Here is a 22,630-nt window from a genome sequence, read left to right as displayed (position 1 = left end):
GGGCATGGTTCAGCTCACGCGGCGTTCCTCGCCCTGCCAGAAGCGTTCCCGCAGTTCGCGGCGCAGGATCTTGCCGCTCGGGTTGCGGGGCACCTTCTCGATGAACTCGTAGCGCAGGGGCTGCTTGAACGTGGCCAGCTTGCCCTTCAGGAACAGGGCCAGTTCACGCTCGGTCAGCGTCTCGCCCTCGACCGGGACCACGAACGCGTGCACGATCTCGCCCCAGCGTTCGTCCGGCACGCCGACGACCGCGGACTCCGCGACCTTCTCGTGCTTGCCGATGACGTTCTCGATCTCCGCCGGGTACACGTTCTCGCCCGCGACGATGATCATGTCCTTGATGCGGTCGCGGATGAACAGGTAACCGTCCTCGTCCAGGACACCCGCGTCACCGGTCACGACCCAGCCGTCGACCAGCGTCTTCGCCGTGGCCTCCGGGAGGTTCCAGTACTCCAGCATCGCCGCGGGAGTGCGTAGCCACACCTCACCGATCTCGCCGGGCGGGAGCGGGTTGCCCGCCGAGTCGGCGACCTTGAGCCCGAAGCCCGGGTACGCGCGGCCCGCGGCCTGCATGCGGCCGCTGTCCGGGGTGTGGTCGGCCGGTGGCAGGCACACGGCCGTGTTTCCCGTCTCCGTCAGGCCGTAGATCTGGGCGAACTCGCAGCCGAAGCCCTCGACGCAGCGCGCCAGCAGCCCGGCCGAGATCGGGGCGCCGCCGTAGATGACCTTGCGCAGCGTGGTGAAGTCGTCCTTCGTCACGCCCGGCTCGGTGAGCAGGAGCCGCATCATCGCGGGCACCAGGCACGCCGTTGTCACACCGAGCGTCCTGATCAGCTCGACCGCGCCCGCCGTGGTGAACTCCCGCATCACGACGTTGGTGGCGCCTGCCGCGAAACCCTGCGTCGCCCACCAGATGCCGCCGATGTGGAAGCCGGCCATGCCGATGAGGCTCACGTCCGAGGGGTAGAAGTCGATCCACTTCTCCCCCGCCTCCGCGAGCGCGTTGCGCACCGCGAAGAAGCTGCGGTGCCCGAGCACCACGCCCTTGGGCAGGCCGGTCGTGCCGCTGGTGTACATCTGCACGAGCGGCGTGTCCGGCGTGACCCGCGCGAGCACGTTCGTGTCCGGCTGCGCTGCCAGCCACGACGTGAACCCGGCACCCGGCGCGCCCGGCTCGTCCAGCCGCACCACAGTCCTCAGCTCCGGCAGCTCGGGCGCGAGCCGGTCCGCCACCGCCTCCGCGGCGGTGTCGGCGAACAGCACGGCCGTGCCCGAGTCCCGCAGGATGTGCTCGACCTCGTCGGCGGCGAGCCGCCAGTTGATCGGCACCAGCACGGCACCGCACTTGGCGGCACCGAACAGCAGCTCGTAGTAGTGCTCGGACTCCTTGCCGAGGTAGGCGACCCGGTCACCCGCTCGGACGCCGCCGGCCTGCAGACCGTGCGCCACCTGGTTGCTCACCCGGTGCAGCCCGGCGTAGTCGGTCCTGCGGCCCTCGCAGATCATCGCGACCGCGTCCGGCTGCCGCGCGGCGTGCTGCCGCACCACGTCGACGAGCGTCCGCAACTGGGGTGCCACGATGTCCTCCTGTGTTCAATGGGTCGCTTCGCTCCCGCGGATGTTCGGTCCCGTCAGGCCGCGCGCAGGTTCATGCCGGGCGGGTCGACGAGCGCCATCCGCACCTCGCCCTCGGCGTAGCCGCCCTTGTCGTCCCAGAAGCGCCACGGCATGTCGACCTTCAGCACGGGGCGGCTGCGGTTGGTCTCGGCGAACTCGGCGAAGGAGACCTCACCGGAGAAGTCCGAGGAGTCGATCGGGCGCTTGAAGTTGCTGGAGAACCTCGCGATGAGGATGTCCGGCAGCTGCTTGGCCCAGTAGTCCTCCATCGACCAGGCGTCGAACGCGGCCAGCGCGCGCTCCTGCACGCACTTGGCGATCAGGTAGTACATCAGCTGGTTGAAGCAGATGTTGACCTCGACCGAGTTCAGGTGGCCGGTGTCGTCGATGTAGCAGGGGAAGGGGATGGCGAAGCGGCCCTCCGCACTCGCCAGCCCGTCCGACACCGACACCGTCGCCGACTTCAGGTACTCCGTCTTCGGGCGGGCATAAGGGCGCAGCACGTCCGAAAGCAGGTCCGGGTCGTTGGCGAAGTTCTTTTCGCCGGAATGGGTGGTCGGCAATACCGTCATCGTTTCCTCCTCGGCGCGCCCACGCGATTCGAAATTGACCGTAATCGGTACCGGTCATCCACCGGTAACAGTGGACGAATTGTCGCGTCGCCTCGCCGTGTGACCGGGCCGCACGAGCCGGTCCAGCAGCATGTCCGAGGTCAGCGACCGGTCCGCGAGCAGCGGGTCGGTGGACAGCAGCGCCATGTGCAGCGCCCGGATCCGGTCCGACGGCTCGATGCCGAGCTCGTGCAGCATCCGCTGCCGGAACCGCATGTAGACCTCCAGCGCGGCGGAGGCCCGCCCCGCCCGGTACAACGCGATCATCAGCATCGTGTGCGCCGACTCGTGCAGCGGGTGCTCGACGACGAGCGAGGCCAGCTCGCTGATCATCTCGCGGTGCCGCCCGAGGCACAGGTCCGCGTCGATCCTGGTGGTGTGCGCGTAGAAGCGGCGCTCCTCCAGACGCGCGACCTGGGCCCGCAGCAGGGTTCCCCACTGTCCGTGGTGGACGACGTTGCCCCGCCACAACGCCAGCGAGCGGCGCAGGTCGGCGGCGGCCTTGTCGTAGTCGCCGGCGTGCATCGCCGCCGAGCCCGCCGTGACGAGGTGGTCGAACTCGGTGATGTCGAGCTGACCGGGATCGACCCGCAGCACGTAGCCACCGGAGCAGGTCTGCAGCACCTCGCGGGTGATGTACTCGACGGACAGGCCGAGCACGGCCCGGAAAAGCCTGCGCAGCTTGAACATGTACGTCTGCAGTGTCGAGTGCGCGGTGCGCGGTGCGCCGTCACTCCACAGTTCCCGCGCCAGCACCGAGGCGCCGACCGGCTTGTTCGCGTTGAACAGCAACGTGGACAGGATGAGCCGCAGCTTGGGCGCACTGGGCGCCACGTCCAGGTCCCCGTGCCGGATGACCAGCGGGCCGAGCAGCTCGAAGCGCAGGTCGGCGAGCGGGTTGAGCTCCGGGTCGCGGGGCCGCACCAGCACGGCGGCTTCTGCCGCCGTGTCTTCGTCCGGGCCGGGTTGCGACGTCGTCTCCAGCAGTGTGGCGAGGAGGGCCAGCTTCTCCTCGTGCGTCATCATTCCCAGCGCGTCTAATTTGGTGACCATTTTTTGGGACCTCGCAATCAGCCAGATCCACCGCACTTTCCGACGCCGGTGAACATGGACTTCAGGACATCTCACGGTATTCCGCGGGCCCGCCGTGGCGATAGTGAGGACGTCATAAATGGGCAGTGAGTAACCGAGACCCAGCACATGAGAGGCGCACTTGTCCAGTACCACGCGCGCGACGCACGCTTGGACTCAAGCGAGGCTCAAGCGCCGGACGAGGGCACCAGGAGGACTCATGACCACCTCGAGCAAGGAGAGCGGGTTACGGATCGGGTTCAAGCGGCACCTGCGGGCTCACGTCGTCCGGGGCGAGGCGGTGTACCTGCTCTCGGAGCGGGACGCGACCTCCGTCGCCGGTGCGCACGTCGAGGCTCTGGCGCCGCTGCTCGACGGAACCCGTGACCTGGCAGAACTGTGCCGGGACATCCCCGAGGGGCTGACGCTGGCCGAGGCGGGCACGATCGTCACGCGCCTGGTCGACGCCGGCCTGGTGGCACTGCGCGAACCGACCGACGGCATCGACCCGCCCAGCCTCGCCTACTGGGAGGCGGCCGGGCTGGAGCCCGCCGGCGTGGTGCGGACCCTGCGGAACACCACGGTCGCGACGATCCTCCTCAGCGCGGAGGACGGCGCGGGGGACGGCATCGACGCCGACGCCGCGACCGCCGCGCTGCTCGCGGCGGGCCTGAGCACCGTCCCGGCCTCCCCTCACCGGCTTGCCGACGACGCCGCCATGTCCGTCGTCCTGTGCGAGGACTACCTCGACCCCGCGCTGCCCGCCATCGACGCGCTGCACCGCGCCGCGGGCCGCCCGTGGCTGCTCGCGAAGCCGGGCGGCACGCAGGTGTGGATCGGGCCGGTCTTCGGGCAGCGGGACGGCGAACAGGCCTGCTGGCACTGCCTCGCGCACCGGCTGCGCGGCCACCGCCAGGCCGAGACCCACCTGCGGGCCGTGGTGGACGGGCACGTCCCGCTCATCCCGCCCGCGGTGTCGCTGCCGCCCCTTGGTGCGGCCGCGTTCAACCTGATCGCGCTGGAGGCGGCCAAGTGGGTCGCCGGGATGCGGACCGAGAGCCAGCGCGCGGTGTGGACGCTCGACAGCCTCGACCTGTGCGGCCGCAGCCACGAGCTGCGCAGGCGCCCGCAGTGCCCGTCGTGCGGCGACGAGGGCCTGATGGCGGAGCAGGCGCGCCGCCCCGTCACCGTCGGGCACCGGCCGAAGGCCAGCCGCAGCGGCGGCGGGCACCGGTCGATGCCACCCGAGGACGTGCTGGCCGCCTACGAGCACCTGATCAGCCCGGTCACCGGGGTGCTCAAGGAGATCACGAAGGACGGGCGCGGCCCGTCGTTCTTCAACTCGTTCCGCGCCGGGCCCAACCTGGCGTTGAACGCGCGACGGCACTTCGAGCACATGCGCTCGGCCCGCGCCGAGAACGGCGGCAAGGGCGTCACCCCGCTGCACGGCAAGGTCAGCGCGCTGTGCGAGGCGATCGAGCGGCACAGCGGCTACTTCCACGGCGACGAGGAACGGGTCGTCGCGAGCTACGCCGACCTCGGCGCGGACGCCGTACATCCCAACGACTGCCTGCTGTTCGACGAGCGCCAGTACGCCGACCGGGCGAAGTGGAACTCGACGCACTCGTCGTTCCAGTACGTGTGCGACCCGTTCGACGAGCACACCCCGACCAGCTGGACGCCGGTGTGGTCGCTGACCCGGCAGCGGCACCGTTTCCTGCCGACCGGGATGCTGTACTTCGACGTCCCCGCCGAGCACGGCGGCGGCGGTGCCCTCTCCGCCGACTCGAACGGCAACGCTGCGGGCAGCAGCGTCGAGGACGCGCTGCTGCAGGGACTTCTCGAGGTGGTCGAGCGCGACGCCGTCGCGCTGTGGTGGTACAACCGAACCAGAGCGCCTGGGGTCGACCTCGACAGTTTCGGGGTGCGCTGGATAGACGAGCTGCGTGCGGTCTACGCCGCTCTCCGTCGCGACGTCTGGGTGCTGGACGTGTCCTCGGACGTTGGGATTCCGACCATGGCCGCGCTGTCCCGCCGAACCGACGGGCCAAGTGAGGACGTCATGTTCGGGTTCGGGGCGCATCTGGACCCGCAGGTGGCGCTGATCCGCGCGCTCACCGAGATGAACCAGCTGATGCCCGCGGTGGTGGCGGCGGGCGAGGGTGGAGACTACGACTGGTCCGATCCCGACGCCGTGCACTGGTGGCGCACCGCCACCTGGGACGGCATGCCGTACCTGCGGCCTGATCCCGCGGTGCGGCCACGCACACCCGCCGACTACGCGCACGCCCCGACAAGCGACCTCCACCAGGACATCACCGATGTCCGGCGGCGGCTGGAAGGCCTGGGGCTCGACGTCATGGTCCTCGACCAGACCCGCCCGGACGTCGGGCTCCCGGTTGTGAAGGCGATCGTGCCCGGCATGCGCGGCTTCTGGGCGCGGTTCGCGCCCGGCAGGCTGTTCGACGTGCCGGTCCGGCTCGGTCGTCGCGACACACCGACGCCGTACGAGGATCTGAACCCCATCCCCCTATTCGTGTGAACGTGATGTATCACGCGGGCGGCGTGTGCATGCACACCGAGGAGCGACAAGTGCCATCCGACTCCGGCGCTCCACCCGACGTGAACCTTCCCCTGTGGTCCTTCCGGGACGACGTGGTCATCGAACCGGCTGCGGGCGGCAGCCTGGTCGTGCTGACCCGGTGGGGCGACGTCCGGGTGGACTCCGCCGCGCCGGCGATCGTGGACAGCCTCTACCGGATGACGCTGGGCCCGGTCGAGCTCACGAACGTCGACGACCTGGACCGCGACGACCTGTTCGCGGTGCTGGCCCGGCTGCCGGGCTGCGTCGTGCGCTCACTGGGCCTGAAGGAGACGGCGACGCCGCTGTTGTCGGCGGTGCCGCTCGCGCCTGGTGAGGTGCTCGAACTGCCCGAGCTCGACGACACGCTGCCGATCCGGCTGTCCCGGTTCGCGATCGTCCGCGAGCACGACGGTGAGATGGTGGTCGAGTCGCCGCTGTCGCGCCACCGGGTCGTGCTGCACCGCCCGCTCACCACGTGGGCGGTCGGCGCGCTGGGCCGGGCGACCACCGCGCGGGACATCGCGCAGGCCATCAACGTGACCAGGGAGCTGATCACCGAACTGCTCGGCTACCTCGTGGCCACCGGCATGGTCGTGATCGGCACGCACACCGACGGAGCCAGACCGGTGTTCGCCGAGGACGACGACCCCGACCTGCGGGCCTGGTCCCCGCACGACCTGTTGTTCCACTCCCGCAGCAGGCTCGGCAGGCACGACGACGACGCGGGCGCCGCGTTCCGCAACGCCCCCCACCTGCCGCCGCTGCCCGTGGTGCGCCCGGTGCCCGCCGGGCGGCGCTTCCCGCTGCACCGGCCGGACCTGACCGCGCCGGACCCCGCCGAGATGTCGCTGACCGAGGCCGTCGAGCAACGGCACTCGGTGCGCGAGTTCGCCGATGACGGCCCGTCGGTCGAGCAGCTGGGCGAACTGCTGTTCCGTGCCGCGCGGATCCGGTCGCAGACCGAGGCCGTCGGCGCGGGCGGCGTGCGCTACCCGGTGTCGGGGCGCCCGTACCCCAGCGCCGGGGCGCTCTACGAGCTGGACCTGTACCTGACGGTGGACCGGTGCGCGGACCTGCCGCGCGGGATCTACCACTACGACCCGCTGGACCACGTGCTCACACTGGTCAACGAGGACGGCGAGCAGGCGGACGAGTTGCTGGACAGCGCGATGGTGCAGATGGGCGCGCGCAGGCGCCCGCCGGTGCTCATCACGATGACCGCCAGGATGGGCAGGCTGTCGTGGGTGTACGACAGCATCGCGTACGCGACCACGCTCAAACACGTCGGCGTGCTGCAGCAGACGCTGTACCTGGTCGCCACGATGCTCGGCCTGGCCCCGTGCGCGGTCGCCACGGGCGACAGCGAAGCGGCCACGACCGCGTTGCGACTCGACTGGCCGGCCGAGGTGAGCGTCGGCGAGTTCGTGATCGGGTTGCCGTCATGACGGAACGCGCCTGGCCAACCGCGTTCCGTGGTATGCGGCACGGGTTGCGCCGAACGGCCCAGAACGACCGTCACGAACCGGATAATGATTACTGCGTAGCCGCACGCCGCGTGGTAGAACACTTGGCGAATCGGGCAGCTCGGAGGTAAATCCGCGAATGATCAAGGTCATGCTGGCCGAGGACATGCACATGGTCCGCGGGGCTCTTGTCGCGCTGCTCAACCTCGAACCCGACATCGAGGTGGTCGCCGAGGTCTCGAACGGCACCGAGATCCTGGCCACCGCACAGAAGTTCCGGCCGGACGTCGCCGTGGTCGACATCGACCTGCCCGGCAAGGACGGGCTGACCGCGGTCAGCGAGATCCACGAACACCTGCCGGAGATCCGGACACTCATCCTCACCGGCCTTGGCCGCCCGGGAAACCTCCGGCGCGCCCTGTCGGCGAAGGTGACCGGGTTCCTGCTCAAGGACGCGCCACCGGCCCAGCTGGCCGACGCGATCCGCAGCGTCGCGGCCGGGCAGCGCGTCGTGGACAGCCAGCTCGCGATGGCGGCGTGGGACAGCGCGGACTGCCCGCTCACCGCACGGGAGACCGAGGTGCTCCGCCTCACCGCGGAGGGCCTGCAGGCGGTCGACATCGCGTCCCGGTTGTTCCTGTCGGTGGGCACGGTCCGCAACTACCTGACGACGGTCATCGGCAAACTGGCCGCCCGCAACCGCGTGGACGCGATCCGCATCGCCCGCGAAGCGGGCTGGCTCTGACCGGTTTCGTTGGCAGGACCGGGTTCGCGGACGCCGAAGGCAGGTAGCCGCCGGGCACTGTCCGCTTCTGGTACCGCCGTGAAGGCACAGTCAGGGCGCTGAGCGCTGTGAACGGGCCATTGACGGCATCGCGGATGCCCGCGCAAGCGGGACCCCGCGCAGCGGAACCTGCGAAGCGGAACCCTTGCGCCCGCGACACACGACCACTGGCGGACCCTGCGGGGTCGGGCCCGGGCGCTGTGGGCGCCCGGGCCTGACCAACCTCAGCGCTTGCGCTCCATGCGCAGCGGAACGTCGACATGGAGCCGGAACAGGTTCGGCTCGTGCTCGACGTTCACGGTGCCGCCGATCTCGCCCGCCCGCACCGACAGGTTGTGCAACCCGCTCCGGCCCCGGTCGTGGGGCTCCTTCGGGTTGGGCTGCACGTCGTCGTTGACGATCTCGAGGGTCGCCCGGTCGTGGGTCTGGCGGATGGTGATCTCGCAGTGCTTGGCCTTGCTGTGCCGCAGGAGGTTGGTGACACCTTCCCGCAACACGGTCGCCAGCACTGTGCTCACCCGCACCGGCAGATCGGTGTGGTCGCTGTCGAGGCGAACGGTGATGTCGGCCGCCTCCAGCACCGACACCGCCGACCGGCATTCGTCCTCAAGCGACAGTTCGCGGTAGCCGGTCGCGACCGTGCGGGCGTCCGACAGTGCCAGGCGGGAGATCTCGAGGATCTCCAGTAACTGGTCGCTCGCCTCCTGTGGTGACTTCTCGAGCAGCCGGTGGGTCAGCTCGATCTTCAGCGTGATCGCGGAAAGGCTGTACCCGAGCAGGTCGTGCAGGTCGCGGGCGAACCGGAGCCGCTCGCGCAGCACGGCCATGCGGGCGATCTCGGCGCGGGTCGACTGCACCTCGACGACCAGCGCCGTCAGCCTGGACAACCCGTAGACGACCAGGCCGGTCGTCACCGTGGAGATCGACGTGTACAGGATGTCCACCGGCGTGCCGGTGAAGACGAACTGCGCGAAGCCCATGCTGGCGACGATCGTGCAGAACGCCGCCCAGCCGGCGACCGGGCGCAGCACGAGCAGCACACTGCCGGCCAGGAAGCCCGGCATGCCGACCCACGCCTGACCGAAGATCAGAATGGGCAGGTACACCAGACACGCCTGTGCGGCGAGCAGCCCGTATCCGACCCGGGAACGCAGCGGCGCGTTCGACCGGCCGTACCACAGCAGTTGCATCACCAGCAGCGCGACGATGCACCCGAAGGACAGCACGATCTCGCCCACTCCGATGGGCAGGAACAGCACGTGCAGGAAGCCGATCAGGCTGATGCTGACGAAGACCGCCGTGACCACGCCGACCGCGAGACGCGGAGCGGGGAACGAGACTGTCCTGTCGCCTTCGGAACTCACCTGCGTTGGTGTGGTGGAGGAGTCCATCGCGGGCCCCGGACGCCGTTACTGTAATCGTGGCGGGGCCGAGGGCAGGACAACGGTTTGTATACCCTCATCGCCGATGGGGTGATATTGCGGTGAACGCGAAACGTACACGAGCCTAACTCCTTGCACCCGAAGGAATCCCCGTCACACACGTGCGCCATGTGACCTGTCCGCCGTACCGGCCGGACCTGACGGGTGAGGCTCCCCGGGGAGCGTGGCCGACAGCTCGACGACAGCATTGCACGCCGGGCCACCCGCGGTTGGGGAAGCCGTCAGCCGGCTCGCCACCCACAGTCCCGGCATCGGTACCGATCGTCATGCCGCCCACACCCGATCCTCACCGCTCTGCCACAGAAACGCTCAGAAATGACACTGTACTGGAGAGAATAGACGACCAACGCGGCACTTGGGTAAATTGCTTGCGGCGTCAACCTGGAATCGTTACCACATTTGAGTAACTCAAATAAAGCCGCCATACGTGCGGCAGTACGTTTCCACACCGTTTTGACGGTTGTCAAGGAGTCCGGCGGGGCTGTCGTCACTTGGCGTGAGACAGACCAAAGGACTACGCCGGACGTCCTACCGGCCTGCGGCAGGCGCCCGCCGCAGACCGGGTGCGAGCACCTCGACCAGGTCGCGGCGCGCCCGCGCGACCCGCGACCGGATGGTCCCCACCGGACAGCGGCACACCTGCGCTGCCTCGGCGTACCCGAGCCCGAGCACCTGCGTCAGCACGAACGCGTCCCGCCGGTCGCCCTCCAGCGTCCGGACCGCGAGGTTGATCGACACCGTGTCGTCGATCCCGGGCAGGCCGGGGGTGGCGCGCTCGTCGGCCGCCACCTGCCAGTCCGCGTCGGCGGCGATCTTCGGCCGGGTCGCCGCGGCCCGGAAGTGGTCGGCGGCCACCCGGCGCGCGATGGCGAGCAGCCAGGTGCGCGCGTGGCTGCTCGCGGTGAACCGGTGCACGCTGCCCAGCGCCCGCACGAACGTCTCCTGCGTGAGGTCCTCCGCCTCCGACGCCCCTGCCAGATAGACGAGAAAGCGCCAGACGTCACGCTGCGTACTCCGGATAAAAGCGTTCGCCGCGTCGCGGTCACCGCGCCCGGCAGCCAGTGCCAATTCCGTGATGGTGTCATCCGCCGCTAAGTCCGACATGGCTTGGAAGGTACCCACCGGAATTGCACGGAAGAACGGGTGACAGTGCGATTCAAGCGAAGTTCGTGCCGCCGATTGAAGACCTGCTGGAACTGGCCGACGTATGTCACCGACTACTTCTACGTGGACTGCGAAGAATACCGAGAAGCCCTGTCGGCCCGCCTCGACGACGAGGAGGGCCCCGACGACGGCCGGCACCCCGCCGACCACCACCTCGACCACTGCGCCGACTGCGCCACCTGGTACGACAACGCCGCGCTCATCACCCGGCGCACCAGGACCACGGCCGCGGTGTCCTGGCCGGACGTGGCCGACGCGGTCCTGGCTCGGGTGCCCGCCGGGCCGACGGCGACCTCCGCGCGACTGCGGGTGGCACTCGGCGCCGTCGGCGTCGCTCATGGCGCGTCGGCCGTGCTCTCCCTCGCTCACGACGGCGAACTCCAGACCGCGGCGTGGCGGCTCGCGCTGGCGGTCGCGTTCTGCGCGGTCGCCGCGCAGCGCGTGCGGCCCGCCGCGCTGGTGCCGCTGCTCGGCACGTTCGTCGGCGTGCTGTCGTGGGGTTACGTGTCCGGTCTCGCGGTGGACGCGGCCGGGGCGCTGTCCTACCTGCTGTCCTCGGCCGGGCTCGTGCTCGTGGTGCTCCTGGGCCGGCTGCCGAGAGCGCGGCGGGGCCCCGTGCCACCCGAAGGCGACACGGGAACGGTCCGCCCGGCGCGGGACACGGGTACCGGGGACGGCAAAGTCGACGGCATACCCCCGCTATTTCGGCGGATCACCCCGACAAAGGCGGCGTGATCCGGAAATCCGGCCGGGACACCGCCCCGGCCGGTGTTCGTCGGATGATGATCATAATTTCCGTCATTTACGGCAAAATGTCCACGACTAGCTCGCCTTCGCGAGCGGCCGTGCCCCGTAGGTGACCCGCACGATTCCGTCTTCGTGACGCTCCGTCGCGGCGGTCACCCCGAACACCTCGGACAGCACCTCGGGTGAGAGCGCGTCGAGCACCGGACCGGACGCGACCACCCGTCCGTGGTCGATCACGACGAGCCGGTCACAGCTACGGGCGGCGAGGTCGAGGTCGTGCAACACCGCCAGCGTCGTCACACCGACCGTGTGCACCAGCTCGAGCAGCTCGAACCGGGCGCGGATGTCGAGGTGGTTGGTCGGCTCGTCGAGCACCAGCAGCTTCGGCTCCTGCGCGAGCGCGCGGGCGAGCAGCACCCGCTGCCGCTCACCACCGGACAGCGACCCGTAGATCCGGTCCGCGTGGTCGGCCATCCCGGTCCGCGCCAGCGCCGCGTCCACGATCTCCCGGTCGGACTGTCCGGTCCGGTCGAACATGCCGTGGTGCGGGGTGCGGCCGAGCTCGGCCACCTCCCGCACCGTCAGCCCCGGCGGGGTCGGGCTGTTCTGCAGCACCGCCGCCGTGCTCCTGGCCGCGGTCCGCGCCGACATCCCCCACACGTCCTCCTCGCCGAGCAGGACCACCCCACCGGAGGGACGCACCGACCGGTAGATCGTCCGCAGCAGCGTCGACTTGCCACTGCCGTTCGGTCCGATCAACCCGACGAACTCCCCAGGGAGCACGTCGAGGTCCACGTCGTGCAGGATCGGCGTGCTCGCGATACGCACGCTCACCTGCTGCACCTGGAGTTTCATGAGTGGGCCAGACTCCGATCCCGGCGCATGAGCCAGATGAAGAACGGCGCGCCGAAGAGTGCGGTCAGGATGTTCAGCGGTAGTTCGTTCGGCGGGTCGACGGTCCGCGACAGCAGGTCGACGATCACCAGGTAGATCGCGCCGACCAGGGCGGCGAGTGGCAGCAGCTTGCGGTGGTCGACGCCGAAGGTGAGCCGGACCAGGTGGGGCACCATCAGGCCGACGAACCCGATGCCGCCCGCCACGGCGATCAGCACGCCCGCGATCAGGGAGCTGAGCACGATCAGCAGCAGCCGCAGCCGCTTGACGTCGATGCCCAGCGCGGTCGCCGACTCGTCGCCGGTGACCAGCGCGTTGAGCTGGCGGCCGTACAGCGAGAGCAGCAGCGTGGACGCGATGACCACGACCCCGGCGACGTGCAGTTGTTCCCAGTGCGCGCCGGAGACGCTGCCGAGCAGCCAGAACATGATCGCCCGCATGTTGTTCGGCTCGGTCTGCAGCTGCAGGTAGTTGGTGACCGAGGTGAACACGTAGCTGATCACGACCCCGGCCAGCACCAGCCGTATCGGGTTGAGCTTGCCGCCCTGCTGGCCGAGCAGGAACACCAGGCCGACGGCGACCATCGCGCCGAGGAACGCGGCGCCGGAGACGCCGAGGCCGCCGAGCGCGCCCGCGCCCAGCGCCATGACGGTGACCGCGCCGACGGAGCCGCCCGCCGAGACCCCGAGGATGAACGGGTCGGCGAGCGGGTTGTTCACCAGCGCCTGCAGCACCACGCCGGTCACCGCGAGCCCGGCGCCCGCCAGTGCGGCGAGCAGGACACGCGGGATGCGGAACTCCCAGATGATCTGGTCGTGGGCCGGGTTGACCTCGCCGCCGAAGATGTGGGCCCGCACGATCTGCCAGCTGTCGCCGAGCGAGAACGTGACCGAGCCGATCGCGGCGGCCACGAGGATCACCACCACCAGCAGCGCGCTGAGCGCGACCAGCGCCACCGGCAGCGGCACCGAGGACAGCGGCGCGGGCCGCGCCCCCGGCCCGCTCGCCTTGGCGAGGGGCCGGGGCGCGGGGCGCCTCGTGATGGGGGTGGCGGTCATCAGAACGCGTCCGGGTGGAACGCCTTGGCGATCTCCTCGACGGCGACGGCGTTGCTCGGGCCGAGGTAGATCGAGTCGGACAGGACGACGTAGCGCTTGTCCTTGGCCGCGTCCCACTGCGGGAACTGGTCGAACAGCGCCTTCGCGTCGGCGTCGGAGTCCGGTGCCTGGAAGTTCACCACGATGAGCGCGTCGATGTCGGTCTTCGCGACCTGCTCCTTGCTCGGGTTGGCGAACATGTTGTCCGAGGCGCCCGCGAACGCGTTGGTGACGCCCGCCTTCGCCATGATGTCGTTCCAGATGCCGTTGTCGCCTACGGAGCTGAACGGGTCGCCCATCGCCATGCCGGGGATGATCATCATGGCCTTCACCTCAGGCTGGCCCTTGACCTTCTTCTCGACGGCCGCGATGCGCTCCTTCGAGTCGGCGATGATCTTCTCGGCCTTGTCGGAGACGCCGAAGATCTTGCCGAGGTCACGCAGCATGTCGTAGCTGTCCTCGATGGACGGCTTGTGGCTGACGGTGCCGACGTCGCCGCACGCGCTCTGCGGGGCGTAGGTGTTGGCGCCGATCTTGGCCAGGTCGTCGCGGGTGGCGAAGCCGGCCTCGGCGCGGAACCCGCCGTCGTAGGTGGAGATCACGAAGTCGGGCTGCAGGCCGATCATCGCCTCGCGCGGGATGTCCATCATCTCGTTCAGCTCGATGCCGCCGGTGGGCAGCGCCTCGATGGCCTCGACGCGGCCGGGCACCTCGGAGTCGCCGTAGGACTGCGCGTTGGCGACGATCTTGTCCTCGAGCCCCAGCTCCAGCAGCGCGGACACCTCGGCGACCGAACCGCCGTTCATGATCACGACCCGGCTGGGCGCCTTGTCGTAGGTGTACTCCTTGCCGCAGTTCTCGATGGTCACCGGGTAGGCGGCGGCGGTCTCGGTCTGTTCCCCGGACTCGGCGGCGGTGGTGGGGGTGGCACACGCAGCCGTCGTGGCCAGACACAGCGCGCCTAGGGCCACCAGGACAGTCCTGACCTTCATCATGGGCTCCTCTGGGTGGTCGCGGCGGCAACGGGTGCCGCCCTGGATGGGTTTTCAGTTGTGTTGGCAGGCACCGCGGGCAGCCGGTGCAGTCGGGCGTTGAGCAGGCTGGTGGCGGTCGCGAGCACCGCGAGCAGCACGGCGGCGGCCGCGAACGCCGTCGCGCTGTCCTCGAACGGGACGCCGTCGTCGCCGGGGGTGGCGCCGAGCACGGTCCGGTACCAGCCGCCGCCGACGGCGACGCCGAGCGCGAGGCCGAGCTGGGTGACGGTCGTGGCCATGCCGGACGCGGCGCCGGCGTCGGCCGGCTCGACCCGGCTGAGGATCCCGGCGACCAGCGGGGTGACGACCATGCCCTGGCCAAGGCCCGCGAGCCCGATCATCACCGCGAGCAGCGCGGGCTGGGTGTCCTGGGGCGCGAAGGTGATCGCCGCGCCCGCGAGCAGCACGACGGCGACGGTGGCGCAGCCGAGGATCGGGATGGGTGCGCGCACCCGGCGGGTGAGCCAGCGGTTGGCCGCCGACGCGAGCGAGAACCCGACGCCGAGCGGCACGAACATCAGCCCGGCGACGAACGGCTCCAGCCCCAGCCCGGTCTGCAGGTAGTAGGTGAACACCAGGAACAGGCCGGAGTTCGTGGCGAACAGCGCGGCGACGGTGAACAGGCTCAGCCGCATGCCGCGGGCGCGGAACACCCTCGGCGGGAACAGCGGGGCGCCGCCGCGTGCGAGGAGCGCCCGCTGCTGTGTGGCGAGCACACCGAACACCACGACCGCGAGCGGCAGCCCGAGCCACAGCCACCACGCGCCACCCGGTCCGAAGATCAGCGGTACCAGCAGCGCGGGCAGCGCGACCGTGGTGAGCGCGGCGCCCGCGAGGTCGAGGCGGCTCTCGCGGTCGGCGACGCCGGGGGGCAGCAGCCTGCCCAGCGCGAGGATCACGAGGCCGATCGGCACGTTCACGAGCAGCACGGGCCGCCAGCCGAGCCCGGCGATGTCCAGGTCGACGAGGATGCCGCCGCCCGCGATCCCGCTGATCACGCCGAGCCCGATCACGACGGCGTACACGCTGACGGCCTTCGCGCGCTGCTCGGTGTCGGACACGGTCGCCCGGATGATCGACAGGACCTGGGGCGCCATGAACGCGGCGGTGGCGCCCTGGAGGAACCGGGCCACGATCAGCAGCTCGGCGTTGGGGGCGAGCCCGCACAGCAGCGAGGTCAGGGTGAACCCGGCGACGCCGTACAGGAACACGGTGCGGTGCCCGGCCCGGTCGCCGAACCGCGCCCCGGTGATGAGCAGTGCGCCGAACGCGATCACGTAGGCGGCGCCGACGAACTGGATCTGGTCGAACCCGGCGTCCAGGTCGTCCTGGATCGACGGGCTCGCCACGTTGACGATGAACCCGTCGACCTGGGTCATGAAGGTGGCGGCGAGCACCGTCAGTAGGCCGAGCCATTCGCGGCGGGTGATCATGAGGCCCTCCTCAGCCCGGTGCGGTCGGCGAGCACGGCGCCGACGACGGCGAGTGCGGCCGTCTCGGTCATCCCGTGGTGTGTCGCGGCGACGGGCAGCACGTCCAGCCGCCCGGCCACATGTGGCTCCCAGCTGTCCGGGCCGGGCCATTCCGGTGCCTTGTCCTCGGTCGCCGCGAACAGGAGCACGTCGGCCGCGACCCGGCGGGGCGTCCAGACGGCGCCGATCCTGGCGCTGTGCGTGTAGGTGCGGTACAGCCGGTCGAAGGCGCCGAACCCGGCCGCGTCGGGCAGGTAGGCGGCGAACTCCTCCTCGGTCGGCGGTGGCCGGTCGCGCATGGCGGGCGGGAACGGGTACGAGTCGAGCAGCGTGAGCAGCGCGACCTCGTGGCCCTGTTCCTCCAGCCGGGCGGCGACCTCGTGCGCGACGAGCCCGCCGAACGACGCGCCGAGCAGGTGGTATGGCCCGGAGGGCGACACCTTCCTGATGTGCCGCACCAGGTCCTGCGCGACCTCCGCGACGTCGGCGTGCTCGTGGGCGCCGATGAGCTGCAACCCGTACAGCGGCTGGTCGGGCAGCCGGGACAGCAGCCCGGCGTAGGCCCACGCGAGCCCGGTGGCCGGTGCCACGCAGAACAGCGGCGGCCCGCTTCCCCGGGTGCGCAGGGGAAGCAGCGTGTCGTAGGCGCCGTCGTCGGCCTGTGTGGTCAGCCGGGGCGCGAGCGTGGCGACCGTCGGCGCCTCGAACACCGCGCGGATGCCCAGCCGCACCCCGAACTCGGCGCGGATCCGCCCGATGAGCCTGCCGACGAGCAGCGAGTGCCCGCCGAGGGAGAAGAAGTCGTCGTCGATGCCGACCTTGTCGAGGCCGAGCAGCTCGGCGAACATCCCGCACAGCACCTTCTCCCGCCGGTCGCGGGGTGGCCGGCCGGTGGCCAGCGCCGCGGGGTCGGGTGCGGGCAGCGCGGCGCGGTCGAGTTTGCCGTTGGTGGTGCGGGGCAGCCGGTCCACCACGACGTACGCGGGCGGCACCAGGTAGTCGGGCATCCGCTCGGCCGCGTACTGCCGGAGCGCGGCCGGTTCCGGGGTGCCCTCACCCGCGACGACGTAGGCGACGAGCCTGCCGCCCCGGACGACGACCGCGGCCTGCGCGACCTGCGGATGCGCGCTCAGGACGCTCTCGACCTCGCCTGGTTCGATGCGGAACCCGCGCACCTTCACCTGGTCGTCGGCGCGGCCGAGGAACTCCAGGGTGCCCTCGGGCCGCCACCGCCCGAGGTCGCCGGTGCGGTACATCCGCGCTCCCGGTGGGCCGTACAGGTCGTCGGTGAACCGTTCGGCGGTCAGTGCGGGCCGCTCGTGGTAGCCGCGGGCGACCGGGGTGCCGCCGAAGTACAGCTCGCCGACCACACCGGGTGGCACGAGGCGGCGCGCGCCGTCCAGCACGTACGCCCTGGTGTTGGCGATCGGCCTGCCGACGACGGGGTCTGGGCTGTCGGCGAGCGCGCAGTGCAGTGTGTCCACTGTGCACTCGGTGGGGCCGTACAGGTTGTAGGTGGCGATGTCCGGTACCGCGCGCAGTGCCGTCCACAGGGCGGGCCCGGTCGCCTCACCGCCGAGGGCGATCACGGCCGGGCGGTGCCTGCCGTCGGCCAGCAGGCCGGCCGCGACCAGTTCCTCGGCGTAGGTCGGGGTGATGTCGAGGAAGTCGACGCGCTGCTCGTGGATGTAGTCGAGCATCGCGGCGGGTTCGCGGCGCACGTCCTCGCCGACGAAGTGCAGTTCGTGGCCGGCCAGCAGCCACAGCAGCCCTTCCCACGACGTGTCGAACGACAGCGAGGCGGACAGCGCGGCGCGGATGGTCCTGTCCGCGCTGTTCGGCCGGATCAGGGTGTCGCGGTGGTGGTGGTACAGGTTGACCAGTCCACTGTGCTCGATCACGACGCCCTTGGGCGTGCCGGTCGAGCCGGACGTGTGGATCAGGCAGGCCGGGTTGCCGGGGATGAGCGGTGCGTGCCGCTCGCCGTCGGTGAGGTCCCGGTCGGACAGCGCGCCGAGCCGCGCCGAGGTGGCCGGGTCGTCGAGCACGATTACGCGGCCGGGGGCGACGGCCTCGGCGGTGGCACGCAGCGCCTCGGTGGTGAGCAGGGCGACCGGCGCGCTGTCGGCGACGGTGAGCGCGATGCGCCGCTGCGGGTGGTCCGGGTCGATCGGCACGTAGGCCGCGCCGGACTTGAGTACCGCGAACACCGCGACGATCGCGTCGGCGGTGCGCGGCAGCAGCAGGCCGACGTGGCATTCCGGTGCGGCGCCGGCCTCCACGAGCAGCCTGGCGAGACGGTTGGCGCGCCGGTTCAGTTCGGTGAAGGTGAACGTGGCGTCCTCGGCGACGAGCGCGGTGCGGCCGGGGGTCGCGGCGGTCCGCTGCTCGAACAGGTCGGGGACGGTCACCGGTGGCACGTCGCGTGCGGTGTCGTTCCACGCGGTGAGCAGCAGGTCCCGTTCGCCGTCCAGCAGCAGGTCGACGTCGCCGACCGGTTCGGCCGGGGCGGTGGCGACGCGCCGCAGGAACACCAGGAACCGGCGCAGGTGTGTGGCGACCTCGTCGGCGGTGTAGCAGTTCGGGTTGGCGTCCACGACGACCCGCAGCCCGTTGCCGTCCGCGCGGTCGTACACGTGCAGCACCAGGTCCTCGACGAGTCCCGCGCTGACGTTGTGCACCACGCCGCGGTGCCCGGCGAAGCTCAGGCCGTAGTCGAACGGCATGATGTTGACCGAGGGGCCGAACAGTTTCCGTTCGCTGGCGACGAGTTTGAGGTCGCGGCGCAGCTGCTCGTACCGGTAGCGCAGGTGCGGCCGGGCCGCCCGCAGCTCCCCGGTGACCTGACCGGTGAGGTCGGTGAGGCTCATGCCTGGCTCGACGGTCAGCCACAGCGGCACCACGTTGGTCACCATGCACGGCACCCGCAGCGAAACGGATCCGATGCGGGCCATCACCGGCAGCGCGAACACCAGGTCGGCGGCACCGGTCATCCGGTGCACGTACGCGGCGAACGTGGCGGTGAGCACCTCGCTCCACGTCGCGCCGACGGCCGCCCCGGCCTGCTTGAGCGCCGTGAGGTCCGCCGTGTCGAGGTCGGTGCTGTCCCGCACGACGTCGTGCGCCAGCGGGCCGGACCGGTGTGCGAGCACCACCGGCACCGGTTTGCCCTCCGCCTTGCCGACCCAGAAGTCGCGGTCGGCGGTGAACCGCGGCGAGTCCCGGTAGGTCTGGTCCTCGGCCACCACGTCGGCGAGCGCGCCGAACCCGCTCGGGCCCGGCTCGGCGCCGGCGACGAGTGCGGTGTAGACCTCCGCGACCCGTCGCGCGACGAGCGAAAGGCCGTAGCCGTCGAGCGCGATGTGGTGGACCCGCTGGTACCACAGGAACAGCTCGGGGCCCGCACGGAACAGGGCCTGCGCGAACACGGGTCCGCGCCGCAGGTCCACGGGGACCTCGAGGTCCGCGCGCATCCACGCGCGTGCCGCGGCGACGGGGTCCGGTTCTCCGGCGACGTCGACGAGGGCCATCGTCCACTCCGCACCGGCGCCGGTCTCCTGCCAGGCCGCGGCGTCCGCGACGGCGTCGGTGTCGGCGCCGAAGCGCACCGACAGCGCGTCGGCCTCGCCGACGGCCGTGCGCACGGCCCGTTCGAACAGCTCGACGTCCACCGGGCCGTGGATCGCCACGTACTCGGCGGTGTTGAAGGCGGGGCTGTCCGGATCGAACTCCTGTCCGGTCCAGATGCCCTCCTGTGCGGCGGTCAGCGCGAGTCGCCGCACACCGTGACGATCAGACATCCAGGGCCGCCGGCTGCCGCGAAGCCAATAATTTCAACCAGTGCTCCAGTGTCGGTTGCTCGGCCAGTTCCACGAAACTGACCGCCACTCCCACCTCCCGCCATCGCTCCAGGAGCGTCAGCAGACGGATCGAGTCCAGCCCGCTCTCGAAGAGGTTTTCCTTTTCGTCCACTTCGTCCGGACTCTGGTGTAGCAACGCTGCGACTTCGGCACGAATGACCTCTGGAGTCAACCGCTCTGCCATGACTGCCTCACCCCTCGGTGCGGAGAGAATTCACGGGTTCGGCGGGCGCAGCAGATGTCGCGCCCGCCGAAACCCGATCTCGTACCCGAGATTTCCATAGTGGACTGGATTTCCGTCGGCAGTGAACTGGAATCCCGTCGGTGCCTGACTTGAGCCGCTATGCCGCCGTACCGTTGTCGTACACGGTGACCCGGTAGGACACGGCGGGCTCCGGTGTCGCGGTGTGCAGCGCGCGGTGCACGAGAGTGCGGTTGTCCCACACCAGCATGTCGCCCTTCTCGAACGTCTGCAGGTGGATGTTCTCGTGCTCGTAGGTGCGGTCGAGCTGCCCGGAGGCGGACAGCAGCTCCTTGAGCAGGTCCGCGCGGTCGTTGCCCTGCGCGTCCTGGACGGACAGGGTGAAGCCCTCACTGACGTACAGGATGGTCTCGTCCGTGAAGGGGTGCCTGACCGCGGTCGCGTCGGTCACCGGCGGCGTCTTGGCGTTGACCTCCTCGATGATCTCCGAGATCGGCCGGTAGACGTCGGTCGGGCGGATCTTGAAGTACCGCAGCACACTGTGCGTCGCCGTGGTGTCCTTGACCGCCTCCTTCAGGTCCGCGGGCAGCTTCTCGTAGGCGTCGGCCATGTTGATGAAGAACGTGCCGCGGTTCTTCGACGGCACCACCTGCGGGTAGATCAGCGTGAGGTCGAACGGGCGCGGCATGAACTGGTAGTCGGAGTGCCAGAACTTGCCGGTCTTCGGCACGCCGACCTGACGGCCGTCCTCCTCCTTCACGTTGGAGGAGACGAAGACCTCCTTGACCTCCGGGTGGTGGTAGACGGGCTCGTAGTACTCGGCCACCTCGCCCATCCGCTTGCCCAGCGCCAGGAACTGCGCCGGGTCCAGGTCCTGGTTCTTCAGCACCGCGATCTTGTTGGCGTAGACGGTCTTCTTCAGTTCCGCGATCTCCTCGGCCGACGCCGTCTCCGCGTTGAAGCCCTCGACGACGACGCCGAACTTCTTACCGGCCTGTGGGGAAATTTTCATGAGAAGTCCTCTGGGATTTTTCAGTGTAGAGCGGTGACGTCCAGCACATGGACCACATGAGAAGAGAACGCCGTTGTCCGTGAATTCTTCATAGTGGTCTCGTCTGAGTAGTCGTCCCGGGAGATCGTGTAGTTCCCCCGATCGAGCGAATTAAGCGAAGGCAACCACATCACAACCCCCATGCGACCAGGCAATTACCGCACAATTACCACGGAATGCCGGACCTCCGGAAATTCGGTTCTTTCCGCTGGGAGCCGCGCGCCCAGCGGAGCGCGCACGCCCCGGGCGGCGCGCGCAGCGTACCGGCGGGTACCCGCAAGGGCGGGCCGCCGCGAAAGGCGCGTTCACGGCACACCCAGTGCCGTGAAAGGCCCATTGACGGCCTCCCGGATGCCGTCAACGCGCCTTTCACAGCACCAAAACCAAGGCGCGCAGCGCCAAGGCCCGCGAAGCAGGCCCTGCGAAGCAGGAACAGGCCAAAGCAACCCCGACGGTGGCGCAAGCCCACTCAAAGGGGCTCCCTGCCATCCTGTCGACCTGGCAGAGCCCGATCACGCCGTGTCAACGGGCCAGAAGCCCGAATCACATCAAGCACGAATCGGCCCCCCTTGGCGCGGTGTGATAGCCCGTAGGGAGGTCGACGGGATGGCAGGCAGACCCGCCCAAACCGCAGCCCAACAGCCCCTCGCCACCCCCGAGACCTGCCCGTCCGGCGAGGACAACCCACCAACAGGCAACTCAAATCAGCGAAACCCGGGATCAGCGAGCGGCCTGACGTTGAAGCTCGCGCATCAGATGCGAGTGGCAGGCGTGGACGACGGCAGCGGTGCCGTCGGGGTCGTCGCGCATGACGAGGTGGCCACAGTCCATGATGGCCATCTGCCTGGCATGCGGGAGCAGCCGTGCGGCGTGCCGGGCGTCGCACCGTGGCACGACGCGGTCCTGGTCGGCCCACACCAGGTTCACGGGGGTGCCCGCGAGCCGTCCGGGGTCGGCGAGCACGTACCGGCACGCGAAGTCCGCGAGCACCTCGAGGTCGCTGCCGACGATCGAGTTCACGTCGGCGGCCGCGACGCCGGCTTCGATGGCCGACGGCCGGGCCGACAGCACCGACATGACGACACGGTGGAACACCGGGCTGTCGAGCAGCCGTCTGCGCACGGTGGGGCCCGCGGCCCGCACCAGCCGCATCAGGGTCCGCACCTTGGTGCCACACATGGCGGTGCGGGTCGTGGCGTGGAAGCCGATGGTGCAGAAGCCGGTCACGGCGGCCACCGGCACCCGGCACGCCAGCTCCAGCGCGACCGCGGCGCCGAGTGAGTGACCGACCACGTGTGGCCGGTGCACGCCAAGCCCGGTCAGGCGCCTGGCGACGTGGTCGGCGAGCGCCGGGACGGCGTTGCGGTCATGGGTGACCGGGTCCGGCAGGTCGATCGCGACCGTGCGCGCGAAACCCGGGATCCGGTCGACGACGTCGTCCCAGCTGGTCCGGTCCAGACCGGCCGCGTGCAGCAACAGCAACGTCGGGTTGCCGTCCGTTTTCCGCACTGGTGCGGCCATGGCAGTACCCCCTCGA

General features: G+C 70.2%; 17 protein-coding genes. 4 read left to right on the top strand and 13 right to left on the bottom strand.

What is annotated here, in order from left to right:
* Nucleotides 1–9: 9 nt before the first annotated feature.
* Genes ACFPCV_RS18335 through ACFPCV_RS18325 form a run of 3 tightly spaced genes read right to left on the bottom strand, consistent with a single transcriptional unit; the run spans nt 10 to nt 3,281 of the window.
* A complete protein-coding gene (locus tag ACFPCV_RS18335; RefSeq protein ID WP_378057420.1) occupies nt 10–1,578 on the bottom strand; it encodes a fatty acid--CoA ligase in 1,569 nt (522 codons plus the stop codon).
* Nucleotides 1,579–1,631: 53 nt separating this feature from the next.
* The gene (locus ACFPCV_RS18330) at nt 1,632–2,189 is read right to left on the bottom strand and encodes an FcoT family thioesterase (RefSeq protein ID WP_378057419.1); all 558 of its coding nucleotides are present in this window, start codon (nt 2,187–2,189) and stop codon (nt 1,632–1,634) included.
* Between the two features lie 54 nt (nt 2,190–2,243).
* Nucleotides 2,244–3,281, bottom strand: a complete 1,038-nt coding sequence (locus tag ACFPCV_RS18325; RefSeq protein WP_378057418.1) for an AfsR/SARP family transcriptional regulator — start codon at nt 3,279–3,281, stop codon at nt 2,244–2,246.
* Nucleotides 3,282–3,519: 238 nt separating this feature from the next.
* Between ACFPCV_RS18325 and ACFPCV_RS18320 the strand changes: the two genes are divergently transcribed.
* The 3 genes from ACFPCV_RS18320 to ACFPCV_RS18310 all read left to right on the top strand — a co-directional run bounded on the left by ACFPCV_RS18320 (nt 3,520) and on the right by ACFPCV_RS18310 (nt 8,091).
* Nucleotides 3,520–5,841 (top strand): TOMM precursor leader peptide-binding protein, encoded by a 2,322-nt coding sequence (locus ACFPCV_RS18320; RefSeq protein ID WP_378057417.1) that lies wholly within the window; start codon nt 3,520–3,522, stop codon nt 5,839–5,841.
* Nucleotides 5,842–5,891: 50 nt separating this feature from the next.
* Nucleotides 5,892–7,328 carry a SagB family peptide dehydrogenase gene (locus ACFPCV_RS18315; RefSeq protein ID WP_378057416.1) on the top strand — a complete coding sequence of 479 codons (1,437 nt, stop codon included), beginning with the start codon at nt 5,892–5,894 and terminating at the stop codon, nt 7,326–7,328.
* Between the two features lie 157 nt (nt 7,329–7,485).
* Nucleotides 7,486–8,091, top strand: a complete 606-nt coding sequence (locus ACFPCV_RS18310) for a response regulator transcription factor (RefSeq protein WP_378057415.1) — start codon at nt 7,486–7,488, stop codon at nt 8,089–8,091.
* 263 nt (nt 8,092–8,354) lie between these two features.
* On the opposite strand, the gene ACFPCV_RS18305 is transcribed toward ACFPCV_RS18310, so the two are convergent.
* Nucleotides 8,355–9,494, bottom strand: a complete 1,140-nt coding sequence (locus ACFPCV_RS18305) for a sensor histidine kinase (protein ID WP_378057414.1) — start codon at nt 9,492–9,494, stop codon at nt 8,355–8,357.
* A gap of 606 nt (nt 9,495–10,100) precedes the next feature.
* Entirely contained in the window at nt 10,101–10,676 is a 576-nt protein-coding gene (locus tag ACFPCV_RS18300; RefSeq protein WP_378057413.1) for a sigma-70 family RNA polymerase sigma factor, read from the bottom strand.
* A 75-nt stretch (nt 10,677–10,751) separates the two neighbouring features.
* On the opposite strand from ACFPCV_RS18300, the gene ACFPCV_RS18295 reads away from it, so the two are divergent.
* Nucleotides 10,752–11,471 (top strand): hypothetical protein, encoded by a 720-nt coding sequence (locus tag ACFPCV_RS18295; protein ID WP_378057412.1) that lies wholly within the window; start codon nt 10,752–10,754, stop codon nt 11,469–11,471.
* Nucleotides 11,472–11,558: 87 nt separating this feature from the next.
* On the opposite strand, the gene ACFPCV_RS18290 is transcribed toward ACFPCV_RS18295, so the two are convergent.
* The 8 genes from ACFPCV_RS18290 to ACFPCV_RS18255 all read right to left on the bottom strand — a co-directional run bounded on the left by ACFPCV_RS18290 (nt 11,559) and on the right by ACFPCV_RS18255 (nt 22,614).
* The gene (locus tag ACFPCV_RS18290) at nt 11,559–12,317 is read right to left on the bottom strand and encodes an ABC transporter ATP-binding protein (RefSeq protein ID WP_378057411.1); all 759 of its coding nucleotides are present in this window, start codon (nt 12,315–12,317) and stop codon (nt 11,559–11,561) included.
* A 17-nt stretch (nt 12,318–12,334) separates the two neighbouring features.
* Nucleotides 12,335–13,435: a FecCD family ABC transporter permease gene (locus ACFPCV_RS18285; RefSeq protein WP_378057410.1), complete on the bottom strand. Its 1,101-nt coding sequence runs from the start codon at nt 13,433–13,435 to the stop codon at nt 12,335–12,337.
* On the bottom strand, nt 13,435–14,466 hold the full coding sequence (locus ACFPCV_RS18280) for an ABC transporter substrate-binding protein (RefSeq protein WP_378057409.1): 1,032 nt from the start codon (nt 14,464–14,466) through the stop codon (nt 13,435–13,437). The genes ACFPCV_RS18285 and ACFPCV_RS18280 overlap by 1 nt, the downstream gene beginning before the upstream one ends.
* Entirely contained in the window at nt 14,466–15,941 is a 1,476-nt protein-coding gene (locus ACFPCV_RS18275) for an MFS transporter (RefSeq protein WP_378057408.1), read from the bottom strand. Before ACFPCV_RS18275 ends, ACFPCV_RS18280 begins: the two co-directional genes overlap by 1 nt.
* Nucleotides 15,938–19,762 (bottom strand): amino acid adenylation domain-containing protein, encoded by a 3,825-nt coding sequence (locus tag ACFPCV_RS18270; protein WP_378057407.1) that lies wholly within the window; start codon nt 19,760–19,762, stop codon nt 15,938–15,940. Before ACFPCV_RS18270 ends, ACFPCV_RS18275 begins: the two co-directional genes overlap by 4 nt.
* Before the next feature lie 10 nt (nt 19,763–19,772).
* The gene (locus ACFPCV_RS18265; RefSeq protein WP_378057406.1) at nt 19,773–20,024 is read right to left on the bottom strand and encodes a phosphopantetheine-binding protein; all 252 of its coding nucleotides are present in this window, start codon (nt 20,022–20,024) and stop codon (nt 19,773–19,775) included.
* A 157-nt stretch (nt 20,025–20,181) separates the two neighbouring features.
* Entirely contained in the window at nt 20,182–21,054 is an 873-nt protein-coding gene (gene scoE, locus ACFPCV_RS18260) for a (3R)-3-[(carboxymethyl)amino]fatty acid oxygenase/decarboxylase (protein ID WP_378057405.1), read from the bottom strand.
* 759 nt (nt 21,055–21,813) lie between these two features.
* Entirely contained in the window at nt 21,814–22,614 is an 801-nt protein-coding gene (locus ACFPCV_RS18255) for an alpha/beta fold hydrolase (RefSeq protein WP_378057404.1), read from the bottom strand.
* Nucleotides 22,615–22,630: the final 16 nt, after the last annotated feature.

The organism is Actinophytocola glycyrrhizae, assembly GCF_042653545.1.
In the GTDB taxonomy this organism is placed as follows: domain Bacteria; phylum Actinomycetota; class Actinomycetes; order Mycobacteriales; family Pseudonocardiaceae; genus Actinophytocola; species Actinophytocola glycyrrhizae.
This window is presented reverse-complemented; position numbering and strand designations above follow the sequence as displayed.

Bases quoted from the DNA above. Each gene is read 5' to 3' on its own strand.
- ACFPCV_RS18330 (WP_378057419.1), bottom strand. From the start codon at position 2,189: ATGACGGTATTGCCGACCACCCATTCCGGCGAAAAGAACTTCGCCAAC.
- ACFPCV_RS18325 (WP_378057418.1), bottom strand. From the start codon at position 3,281: ATGGTCACCAAATTAGACGCGCTGGGAATGATGACGCACGAGGAGAAG.
- ACFPCV_RS18320 (WP_378057417.1), top strand. From the start codon at position 3,520: ATGACCACCTCGAGCAAGGAGAGCGGGTTACGGATCGGGTTCAAGCGG.
- ACFPCV_RS18310 (WP_378057415.1), top strand. From the start codon at position 7,486: ATGATCAAGGTCATGCTGGCCGAGGACATGCACATGGTCCGCGGGGCT.
- ACFPCV_RS18300 (WP_378057413.1), bottom strand. From the start codon at position 10,676: ATGTCGGACTTAGCGGCGGATGACACCATCACGGAATTGGCACTGGCT.
- ACFPCV_RS18285 (WP_378057410.1), bottom strand. From the start codon at position 13,435: ATGACCGCCACCCCCATCACGAGGCGCCCCGCGCCCCGGCCCCTCGCC.
- ACFPCV_RS18280 (WP_378057409.1), bottom strand. From the start codon at position 14,466: ATGAAGGTCAGGACTGTCCTGGTGGCCCTAGGCGCGCTGTGTCTGGCC.
- ACFPCV_RS18275 (WP_378057408.1), bottom strand. From the start codon at position 15,941: ATGATCACCCGCCGCGAATGGCTCGGCCTACTGACGGTGCTCGCCGCC.
- ACFPCV_RS18265 (WP_378057406.1), bottom strand. From the start codon at position 20,024: ATGGCAGAGCGGTTGACTCCAGAGGTCATTCGTGCCGAAGTCGCAGCG.
- scoE (WP_378057405.1), bottom strand. From the start codon at position 21,054: ATGAAAATTTCCCCACAGGCCGGTAAGAAGTTCGGCGTCGTCGTCGAG.
- ACFPCV_RS18255 (WP_378057404.1), bottom strand. From the start codon at position 22,614: ATGGCCGCACCAGTGCGGAAAACGGACGGCAACCCGACGTTGCTGTTG.